Consider the following 9,861-nt stretch of genomic DNA (forward strand, 5'->3'; position numbering starts at 1 on the left):
GCCCGTCAGGCGGGCTCGGCGGGTCTCAGTGGCAAGCGCAGTTCGCACGCAGAATCCGCCCTCGGCTGGCAAGGCAATATCAGCCGGTGGGACGAACTGGCAGCCAAGTCAAACGGCAAGACCCACAACGTCAGGCGGGCATCATAACAAAAAGGTTCGAGTGGAACTTTGAGCTGGCTCCATGATGGATAAATCAATACCAGATGACCATCATCCTGCTCGGTCAGGTACTTGTGGCCGTAGGCAAACAGTTGGTAGAGGTCACCCTGGCTGATGCCGTACTTGCCGTCACGGTCGCTGCTATCGAGCCGCTTCCACTTCACATCCATCACCCAACGCTTGTTGCCGTGCTGCAACAAGAGGTCCGGCTGTAACTGGAACATCTCCTTGCCTTGGTGAGAACATAGGTACTGACTCTTTACTTGCCGCTCCAACTTGGCATCGGGCAACAGCTGTTCACGCAGGCACGACTCTACATAGCGCTCGAACAGCTTCTCCATGGGGAACAGCAGGCTGATGCCGCGCCACTCACCATTCAGGGCACTCGGCATGGCACGATAGAGGATGAGCTCACACCACGGCCGAACACCTTGATAGTGAGCCATCAAGCGGTCATGTCGCCACAGTCTGAAGTCCCCTTCCACATCGCGGCTGGCAGGCACATCCACCAGCAAGTGGCGCAGCTCCTGTGCCAACCGCCAGTTGTCCGGGTGCTGAGTCGCATTGGCGACGGTCTCCAGCGCCCGCTTGAGCAGCCGGTTCTCGGCCCGGTCGGGCAAGAAGAGGTCGTAACGTAACGCAAAGTGGTGGCCCCGGCCCGGTGGCTGGCGCATCTGCCGGGCGACATCCAGCTGACCACGCAAGAACGGCTCTGTCGCCTCAAGACGCTGATAGTCACTGCGCACGCCGCGTTTGACCAGCTGATCGAGTTCGGCCAGAAAGCGCGCGATAACCCACTCGTTGAGCGGCATATCAAAGCGTTCCAGCGACGCCTCCGCCGTTTCACGGGGTGGCAGATCCAGGGCTCGCTCCAGCATCCGACGGATCAACTCACGACCATCCTCGAGTGGGTCATCCTCATTGGCGGTCTTGGGCAGGATCTCGATCACCTGCCCGGTGGGGGTCTCTATCACCCCCACGTAGTTGTCCAGTTGCAAGGTTCGGCTATCTTCCACCTGCGCAAGAGCGGGTGCATGACTTACCTTGTAGCGCTGGCTCAACTGACATAGCCAATCGAAATCAACCCGGTCTATATGGGCAAGCGCCAGCGTATTAACAGCGTTATCTCTAACAGTTAGCCGACCATACTCACGAACCGTGATGGGAGCCTTCACTGCGCCCCCTTGTCACCCTCGATGGTCAAGACATAGGCCTCAATACGCCTAAACGCCTTCTCATTGATGCTCCAACGTTGGCGTTGTCCCCCAACCGCTATATCACCAAGCAGGGTCTTGATATCGAGTTTGGGAGGCGTGAGGAACATCGCCTCAGCCTTGCTCTTGCGATGATCATTGAGCACCCAGGCGATGCGCTGCCAGTCCTCAAAGAAGTACTCCTGCAATAGCGGCAGGATCTGATGCTGGAAGATGTATCCCAACTGCGCCAAGGTTGGCTTGGCAGCCGCTTTGAGCGGCATAAAGTAGGCATGACCGAGGCAATGGTCGCGGTCCAACAGCACCTCGATACGCTGGTTCAGCATATGGAGCAAGCGGCCTACGTCTACCTTGTGCCCCTCTTCCTCGATGACCACGCCATCAAGCAGCTCGGCCCTGGGCGGCATCTCCTCAAACACAAAGCGGCGACGCAGTGCAATATCGAGTCCGGCCAAGGAGCGGTCAGCGGTGTTCATGGTGCCGATAAGGTAGAGGTTGTCCGGTACGCTAAAGGGGCGCTTGGAGTAAGGCAGAGTAGTGGTCAGCGCCTCGCTTGCCCCAGCTCGCTTGCTTGGCTCTATCAGGGTGATCAACTCACCGAAGATGCGCGAAACGTTGCCCCGGTTGATCTCGTCGATGATCAATACGCGTTTGTTCGATGGCGTGACGCCAGGTTCACTCTGCGACCCAACTTGTGATGCTGTGGCATTGACCAGAGCAAGCAGCTTCTCCGGGATCAAGGTCGGTGCCTTCAACTCATAGAGCGTCATCTGGCTAAAGCGGCCGTTGATCAGCTCACCGCATGGGAGCGAGGGGCTGAACTGGCATAGCCACTTGACCGGCCTGACCTGCGCGTAGCTGTCATCACCCTCGTAGTGCACGTCACTACGATAATCACCGGTAATCTCGCCGATAGCGCGGAACTTGAAGTTGCCGTCGGTGACCACCACGAGGTCGCCAATCTTCATCCGGTTCACCAGCGTCATCACGCTGGTCACGGTGTAGTCATAGGCGTTGTCTATCTTGCCCACCGACTGCTCCAACACGCGCTGAACGTCGCTGCGTGTCTTACACTCGCTGTAGTCGTGAGAGCTGCCATAGCCCAACCGGATAAGACCCTGCTCAATGCAGTCGTCAAAGATATGGGCATCATCGCCCTGAGTATTGCCAAGCGACATCTTCCAGACCCGGCGCCCCTCCAGCGTCATCGCCTCATGGCTGTCGCTGCGCGTGACTTTGGCGGCCACCGCGTCACACATGCGCTTGAAGACGCCATCAACCACGTCATAAGTCAGTTGGCCATTATCTGGATCACTTTCGGCACGGATCCCCTCCACAAAGTCTTCATAACTGAAGCTCTGGTGGAAGGTCACAAAGTCGATACGTCCCTCCTTGACCAGCTCATCAAAGCGCGCTTTAAGCGCCTTGCGGGCCTCTGGGCTCACATCATCGTCGTGTTGTGCCAGACACTCGGGGTCGAGAATAGCCAGCGCCTTGTTGATAGTGTGGTAGGTCTTGCCGGTGCCGGGGGGACCATAGAGGATCTGGTTGAGTGGGGATGGTGCAAGTTGTGGCATGGGAGCGTCCTGCTGCGATGCGGATGGGGTGGGAGGAGTCATAATCGAGCCATTCGGAATATGGGTAAGTTGATACCGATAGGGGTCAGAGCCTATCCGAGCCAATTGCAACTGATCGCCAGCACATACAGACAACTGCTTGAACATGGTTCCAAAGCGTTTCTGCAACCGGCCAAACTTACCCAGCACGGCGGTAGTGACCTTCTCTCCGGTTGGCAAAACCAGCTCAATAGCTGCATCTGCTTCACCTTGGTCATTCGCTATAACATCCACAGGAAAGAAGGCAAATTGGTGGCGCCCGATGCTGATATAGCCATTATCAACAGCCCCCTGGGTCAACTTGACGACGAGCGTAGCGGAGTGCGCCTCAGTTGCGAGTATCATGCTTGCGCCTCCGACACCATTGCCTCGGCATCCGGCAAGCGCAGTTGACCGGAGATCAGGCGGGGTAGCAGTGTATCGCGCAAGTTGGCGAGGGTTTGGGCTTGCTCTAAATTGGCACGAATCTGTTTATAAAGTGGCGATACTGTAGCTTCAAATTGAACAAGGACCTCAGGTAATGGAATGACGCCCAGCTGAGCCCCTAAGTCTTTCTGAGTCAACAATGGTTGTGACGATCCGCGATTCAAGGCATGGACATCTATTGCGCTCACCCAATGTAGGCAGAAGGCAAATATTGAATCCTCTGCTGGAGTCAGGACGAGGACGTTGTCAGAAGCCCAGAATGGCGGATATGCTACATGCACCTTGCCGAGTGTACCAACGCGTCCCGTGACAATACGTGGAGTCTCAAACAGTGACGCTGATGTATAACCCATTAGACCCGCGCCTCCATACAAAGGGATGTGACACTCATCCGAGAGTTCATCACTCCGCTCAGGAGGTCGCTTTCCACTTGAAATCGAACAAATTTCAGATAGTGTACCGACCGCCCACCCCTGTGGCACCATACCCAACTCGAACTCTTCGAAGCTGTCGGGGAACAGGGCCGCGACCTCGGGGGCCAGACCTGCTGGTTGCTCGCCACGAGCACGGGCATGAACCGGCTCGAAGTCAACAAACCACGACTTGAACAACGCCTGAGCGATGGCCTCCAGCGTAGCGTTGGTCTCGCGTAGCAGGGCGATGCGATCGTTGATCGGTCTTAGTGCTGTGGCGATAGTTCTTTGCTCTGAAAGAGGTGGAGCCCAGAAGCGGATTTGGCTAAATGCAGACTTGTTCAAAATTGGTTGGGCCGAGCCACCTGCAAGTCCACGTATTTCGTCTTTGCGTAAGCTCAAGTTGTAATAGATAAACTCAGGGCAAAACTTAGTTTCATCTACAAGCACTGCATTGATTTGTTGATTAGTCACGCATCGAGATGCCGTTAAGGCTGCCTTCCCCATGTCAGAACCAATACAGGTCACAAGCACGCTACACCGAGGGATGATGCTACCTTTGACAGATTGTGCACCAAGCTCAGAGATGGACCGATTAGCCCGCTCAATCCACATGGAACCATTGAAGTCTGGTGGTGTTACGAAAGGAACATCGCTCCCTTCGAACTCTGGTATGCCCCCCCTCGGAGTCTTTCCAGTAACGATACTACCTGCATCAGCCAGACAGAACTGTTGCCACTCAGAGCCCATACCCCAACCCTCCCAGCTTTTGGCGGATAAGCTGATCCAGCTCGGTCCCCTTGGTCATCTGGTCACCAAGTTGTTTGGTTAGGCGAACCATCTTGTCGGCAAAGGCTTCATCGTTCTCCTTCACCTCTTCGGCCCCTACATAGCGGCCAGGAGTCAACACATGGCCGTGTTCGGCGATCTCAGCCAGGGTTACGCTGCGGCAGAAGCCCGCTACATCCTCGTAAGACTGCTCGCACTCCCCGTCCCCTTTCCAAGCGTGGAAGGTATCGGCGATACGGGCAATCGCGCTCTCATCGAGTTCACACTGCACCCGGCTAACCATGGTGCCCAGCTTGCGGGCATCGATAAACAGCACCTCACCCTGACGGCGGGTCTTGTTCTTGGCGAGGAACCAGAGGCAGGCCGGGATCTGGGTGTTGAAGAAAAGCTGGCCCGGCAGGGCCACCATACACTCCACCACGTCCGCCTCCACCATCGCACGGCGAATGTCGCCTTCGCTGTTCTGGCTCGAGCTCATCGAGCCGTTGGCCAGCACGATACCGGCACGGCCATTGGGCTTGAGGTGGTAGAGCATATGCTGCAGCCACGCATAGTTGGCGTTGCCCACAGGCGGCGTACCGTAGACCCAGCGCGGATCCCCCTCGAGGCTACCATGCCACCAGTCGCTGATATTGAACGGCGGGTTGGCCAGCACAAAGTCGGCGCGCAAGTCCGGGTGCTGGTTGCGGGTGAAGGTATCACCGTTTTCGCGCCCGAGGTTGTAGTCCATCCCCTGGATGGCGAGGTTCATGGCCGCCAGCCGCCAAGTGGTCGGATTCGACTCCTGACCGTAGATAGAGACGTCACCCAACTTACCGCCATGGGCTTCGATAAACCTCTCCGACTGCACGAACATGCCGCCTGAACCGCAGCAGGGGTCGTAGACCTGACCATGATGGGGAGCAAGTACCGCCACCAGTGTCTTGACGATGCTGGCAGGCGTGTAGAACTGGCCCCCCTTCTTGCCCTCGGCACTGGCAAACTCGCCAAGGAAGTACTCGTAGACCTGCCCCAGGATGTCGCGGGCTTCACTGACATCACTGCCAAAACCAATCTTGGAAACCAGATCCACCAGCTCGCCGAGCTTGCCATCGGGCAACTGGGCACGGGCGTAGCGCTTGTCGAGGATGCCCTTGAGCCGTGGGTTCTCCTGCTCGATCAGGGTCAGCGCATCGTCAATGCGCTTGCCGATATCGGCCTGCTTGGCATGGGCGCGCAGCCCCTCCCAACGGGCCCCTTCCGGTACCCAGAAGGCGTTCACCTCACGGTAGTAGTCGCGATCTTCCAGCTCCTCGGCCAGCAGCTCATCGTCACAGTCGTAGAGGAAGTACTCGTCGCTCTCATCGGCAAAGCGGCGGGTCAGTTCGCTTCGACGGGCAGCGAAGGAGTCGGAGATGTACTTGAGGAAGATAAGGCCCAGCACGATGTGCTTGTACTCGGCGGCGTCCATGTCGGCACGCAGCTTGTCTGCGGCAGCCCATAGGGTCTTCTTCAGCCCCTCGATACCGGTAACTTGCGGCTCATCCTTGGCCTGCTTGCCCTTTCCACTGGCTTTCGCTTTGCGTGGTGCTGCAGCGGCTGCTTCGCCATCCAACACCCGGAGCACAGCACCGCCCCGACCGCGCCCCTTGCGCAGTACGCCCTGTTCCAGCAGGGTCTCGCGTGCGGCGGTAAATACCTCATCGGTCAGGTCGCTGAATTGGGTTTTCAAGGTTTCCATCAAGGCTTGGTTACCAATGCTGCTGCCATCTTCAGGAACGGCGGCCAGCAGCGCCTGGCTGAGCTCGTTGGGGTCGGTCATGGGGTTCTCCGGTTATGCATGTTGCCGTCATAACCCACCTGCGCGAAAGCCAAGGTGAGGATGCGGGCCAAGTCGTCAGACTGACGGAACGGCGCATGCCGAGCCTTGCGGGCGCAGCAGGGACCTATCCAGGGTGGTGGGTCAACAGAAGGCGATGCAGCCAAGGTGATGCATCGGCGAGAAAAAGTCCGGCCCGTCAGTCGTCTATCCATTATCTGGCGGGCAGTTTATACAAATGAACCCCGCAGCACTATGCGTAATGTCACGCGAAAGGTGATTACTGCGCATCGTTGTTATTGCAGAGATGAAATGGTCAACGTCTCACGTTAGCGGGCAAAAAAACAAAGGAAAGGCCATGAATTGGGCTTCCCCACGACCTATCCCATTAATCACGGATGAGTAGGTGCCAAAATGTAACCACAAGCGGATTGGTGGTCACGTCTTGCGCTTAGGATTGGCGTCCATGTTCGTCGCTGGGTAAATGACTAAGTAGACATAGCCGTGGCTGCCAAGGGTATCGGCTTCGCAGGTAAAGCCTCCATGCTGGATAGTGATACGTTGCTGGCGCTGGGCATCCAGTTCGCCGGTCAGCAGCTTGGCTTCCAGTTCCTTGATGATGGTAGGTAAGGCAGCCTCCAGCCGGTCTATAGCCTCCTCCTGCCATTCGCCTACCAGTGAGGCCCGATCTGACAGAAAGTGCAGGCGATGATGCTCTTGAATGAGACGAGCCCCAAAGCGCGGCGTCACGTTATGGGGCAAGCCCCACTGCGCAAAAATCCGGGTGGACTGGTCTGGCGCTGCGGGTCGGTGTTCGTCATTGGTGTGGGTGGTTGTCGTGGTCATGATTAGCAATACCTCAGTCGAATGTCTATGCGGGTGCCGGGCACATTGTGCCGCTGGCGTAGTCTGGTCAGGTGCTCTGGAAAGTCTGTCAGGCTGGCCAGTCGCCCCCGGTAGAGCCGTGAGAGATTGACGTAGTCAGGGTGACTCACCGTGATGGTTACCTGATGCCCAGGCTGCCAGCGGCCAAATAGACGGGCTTTGGCCTCTTTGATGGTGGTGATGCCGGGAGCGGGTAACGTCTGCCGGTTACGCAGATGCAGTTTATTGAGCTCGGGGGCATAGCGATGCACTTCGAGCCCGATGATTAGACGGGTCATGTTCGATGATTCCAGTGTTGCAAAGGGCCAGCCTGTGAAGGCTGGCCCTTTATGCTGTGTGTGGATGAGCGAGACGGTTGGCGTCAACGAGCGCAGTCAGCCATCTCATTGATAACCAGTTTGCCATTCAGCCGGTCCAGCAGGTGCAGCGAGCCGTATTGAGCCACCAGCCGGTCTATGGCCATCTGGGCGCATGCCGTTCTGCTGGGCTTATTTTCAGGTATTGCGTAACGAGCGGTGAGCCAGCCACCGAGCAGGGCGATGCGGTATCCGCTCGGGATGTGAGTGAGGGACGTTCCTATCCCCCTACCGTGAATGAGGAAAGGCACGGCCTGGCCGCCGATGCCGATATCGATGCGTTGGCCCTTAAGCTCAAAGGTGGTGATCTCGCCGGTTCGCGGATGTTTGCCGGGCACCTTGATGGTGATGTTCTTAGCCATTTCACACCTCCGGTTTGGCTTCAAAATGGTGGGTCACCGTGCCCGCTTCCGGGTCGATGCTGATAAACGCCGGGGCTTGCGGGTGGTACTGGTAGAGCCGCGCCAGCTCGGTACGAAACGCCTCAACGTTTGGCGCAATCACATGGTGGGTGTCGCCCTCGGCGTAGGTAAAGGTCTCCAGCCTTTCTGTGTTAATCCAGATGCCGAAGTACCACGCATCTTCTTCGGTGTCGTACTGCTGCCAGCCCTGAGCCAGCAGTGTTCGGTCGTAATAGTAGCGGTCAGCCTGATGGCTACCCCGGTCGATGCGGCAGCCGGTCACTGTAAGTTCAAACGGGATACGCCCCGCCTTGTGGGCCTTCTTGACTCTGCGCAGCAGCTTGAGGGCTTTGGCTCTACTACGGCCATTACCGAGTGGTTGCGGCTGCCTGGCCCGCAATCCCAGGTGGGTCATTATCTTCGGCGCGGTGTTGTGGTTGAGCTGACCGATGGCAGTGGTGATCTGCCGAGCGGTCAGGGTCTTGTAATCACGCAGGTCGTGCATGGTTGGGCTTCCTTCAAATGCAAACAGCCCCTCGGAGTGAGGGGCTGTATGGGAGCATGGGTGTGTGCTGGTGGCCGTGGCTCAGGTGTGACTACTCCAATCCGGCTTGTCATTACTACCGTGGTTGACGTAGGCCCCGACAATTACCCGTTGCCACTCACCGACCGGCTGACCCGCTGCATTACAGGCGCAGCGAAAGCGGGCGAAGTTAATCTCTCGTGGCAGGTGCTCACGCATATCCCGTGGACTGACAAAGAGCGTGGTCTTGTGCAACACAGGGTTGGGGGCCACCAGCGGGCCACCAATACGTCGCCCCTCCACATCGTGGGCATAGGCAAAGCCCGGCAGCATCAACTGCTGACTGATGAGCTTGGCAAGCCCTGAGTGAGCACACATGGCCTCCGCTACGGAGGCCTGGCTAAAGCTGTCGTTGAATTCGATCATGGGTGTTTCTCCTTTTCCTCCGGTGAACGGTAAGCAGCTGCCAGCAGCGCAAACTGTTCGACCAGATAGCTGATACTGATGCCCAGTTCATCGCTCACCCCATCCCCTAGACGGTGATGCAGGTGTGCCATGTCATCGGCGACACGTTGGGCTAGGTGGGCCATTGAACTCGGTGGCGAGCTTGCCACTGTCAGGGTGATGTAGAGATCCATCACATCTCTCCCCAGGGTGCTTGCTCCCACAGTGACAGCCGGGTCAGCACGTCTTGCGCCAGCGCCTGCTGCAACTGCTGTATTACCTTCACCAGCCGCGGGGCCTGCTCAGGACTCCCGCTCCATTCGCTCGACTGGTACAGGGCGCAGCAGGTGAATTTGTAGAGGGCTACCAGTTCGGCATCGGTGAGTGGTGCCTGGTGGTAACGATGGGCAGGTTTAAGCGGCCCCAGCTTGTTCGAGCGGTGCTGATGTGGTTCCTTGTGGCCCTGCTGACGCCCAAGCTGATAGCGATGCCAAACAGCACGGCGATTGGCGAGCATCATCAACCGTACCAGCCGGTCAACCCGCCACGTCCAGGTGCTGGTCGTGTCTGCTGGCGGCTGCCACCAGAGGGTGCGCAGTAGCTCCAGGGTGTAGTGCGGTGGCATGGGGGCATTGCAAAAGCGATGTAGCTGCACGGCAAAGGCTAGGTAATCCTTGCGGTCAATCATGAAGGCAGACATTGAGTGACTCCTTGAAATGAACAAGGCCACCTGTAGTGAGGTGGCCTTGCTGGGGGGATCGGAATATCCGGATCATGGTGTTGGCGCGGATGATCCGGGTTTGGGGATGCTGGCGTTATTCGTGCGCCTGCTCTGCG

The 9,861-nt window shown here is 57.7% G+C and carries 12 protein-coding genes; 1 reads left to right on the forward strand and 11 read right to left on the reverse strand.

The window, feature by feature from the left end; translation table 11 throughout:
* Positions 1-5: 5 nt before the first annotated feature.
* Together OKB77_RS22785 and OKB77_RS22790 are read right to left on the reverse strand one after the other, a co-directional pair.
* Complete coding sequence (locus tag OKB77_RS22785; RefSeq protein WP_270657422.1) at positions 6-1,334, reverse strand: McrC family protein; 1,329 nt, start codon at positions 1,332-1,334, stop codon at positions 6-8.
* A complete protein-coding gene (locus OKB77_RS22790; RefSeq protein WP_234923785.1) occupies positions 1,331-2,950 on the reverse strand; it encodes an AAA family ATPase in 1,620 nt (539 codons plus the stop codon). The genes OKB77_RS22785 and OKB77_RS22790 overlap by 4 nt, the downstream gene beginning before the upstream one ends.
* Before the next feature lie 60 nt (positions 2,951-3,010).
* Between OKB77_RS22790 and OKB77_RS22795 the strand changes: the two genes are divergently transcribed.
* Positions 3,011-3,382, forward strand: coding sequence for a hypothetical protein (locus OKB77_RS22795; RefSeq protein WP_201976384.1), 372 nt, complete (start codon positions 3,011-3,013; stop codon positions 3,380-3,382).
* Here OKB77_RS22795 and OKB77_RS22800 read toward each other — a convergent pair.
* The 9 genes from OKB77_RS22800 to OKB77_RS22840 form a co-directional block, all read right to left on the reverse strand.
* Entirely contained in the window at positions 3,331-4,578 is a 1,248-nt protein-coding gene (locus OKB77_RS22800) for a restriction endonuclease subunit S (RefSeq protein WP_201976388.1), read from the reverse strand. The two genes, OKB77_RS22795 and OKB77_RS22800, sit on opposite strands and share 52 nt — an antisense overlap.
* Positions 4,568-6,418, reverse strand: a complete 1,851-nt coding sequence (locus OKB77_RS22805) for a class I SAM-dependent DNA methyltransferase (protein WP_270818561.1) — start codon at positions 6,416-6,418, stop codon at positions 4,568-4,570. The genes OKB77_RS22800 and OKB77_RS22805 overlap by 11 nt, the downstream gene beginning before the upstream one ends.
* Before the next feature lie 435 nt (positions 6,419-6,853).
* Positions 6,854-7,261 (reverse strand): type IV toxin-antitoxin system YeeU family antitoxin, encoded by a 408-nt coding sequence (locus OKB77_RS22810; protein ID WP_201980526.1) that lies wholly within the window; start codon positions 7,259-7,261, stop codon positions 6,854-6,856.
* Positions 7,262-7,263: 2 nt separating this feature from the next.
* Entirely contained in the window at positions 7,264-7,578 is a 315-nt protein-coding gene (locus tag OKB77_RS22815; RefSeq protein WP_201976391.1) for a hypothetical protein, read from the reverse strand.
* Between the two features lie 83 nt (positions 7,579-7,661).
* Positions 7,662-8,018, reverse strand: coding sequence for a hypothetical protein (locus tag OKB77_RS22820; RefSeq protein WP_043850493.1), 357 nt, complete (start codon positions 8,016-8,018; stop codon positions 7,662-7,664).
* 1 nt (position 8,019) lies between these two features.
* A complete protein-coding gene (locus OKB77_RS22825; protein ID WP_103828994.1) occupies positions 8,020-8,562 on the reverse strand; it encodes a hypothetical protein in 543 nt (180 codons plus the stop codon).
* Between the two features lie 81 nt (positions 8,563-8,643).
* On the reverse strand, positions 8,644-9,006 hold the full coding sequence (locus OKB77_RS22830; RefSeq protein ID WP_043170869.1) for a hypothetical protein: 363 nt from the start codon (positions 9,004-9,006) through the stop codon (positions 8,644-8,646).
* Positions 9,003-9,218, reverse strand: a complete 216-nt coding sequence (locus OKB77_RS22835) for a hypothetical protein (protein ID WP_029303599.1) — start codon at positions 9,216-9,218, stop codon at positions 9,003-9,005. The genes OKB77_RS22830 and OKB77_RS22835 overlap by 4 nt, the downstream gene beginning before the upstream one ends.
* On the reverse strand, positions 9,218-9,724 hold the full coding sequence (locus OKB77_RS22840; protein ID WP_077098445.1) for a hypothetical protein: 507 nt from the start codon (positions 9,722-9,724) through the stop codon (positions 9,218-9,220). The genes OKB77_RS22835 and OKB77_RS22840 overlap by 1 nt, the downstream gene beginning before the upstream one ends.
* Positions 9,725-9,861: the final 137 nt, after the last annotated feature.

It is taken from the genome of Aeromonas sp. Y318-3, assembly GCF_027706185.1.
Classification (GTDB): Bacteria; Pseudomonadota; Gammaproteobacteria; order Enterobacterales; family Aeromonadaceae; genus Aeromonas; species Aeromonas veronii.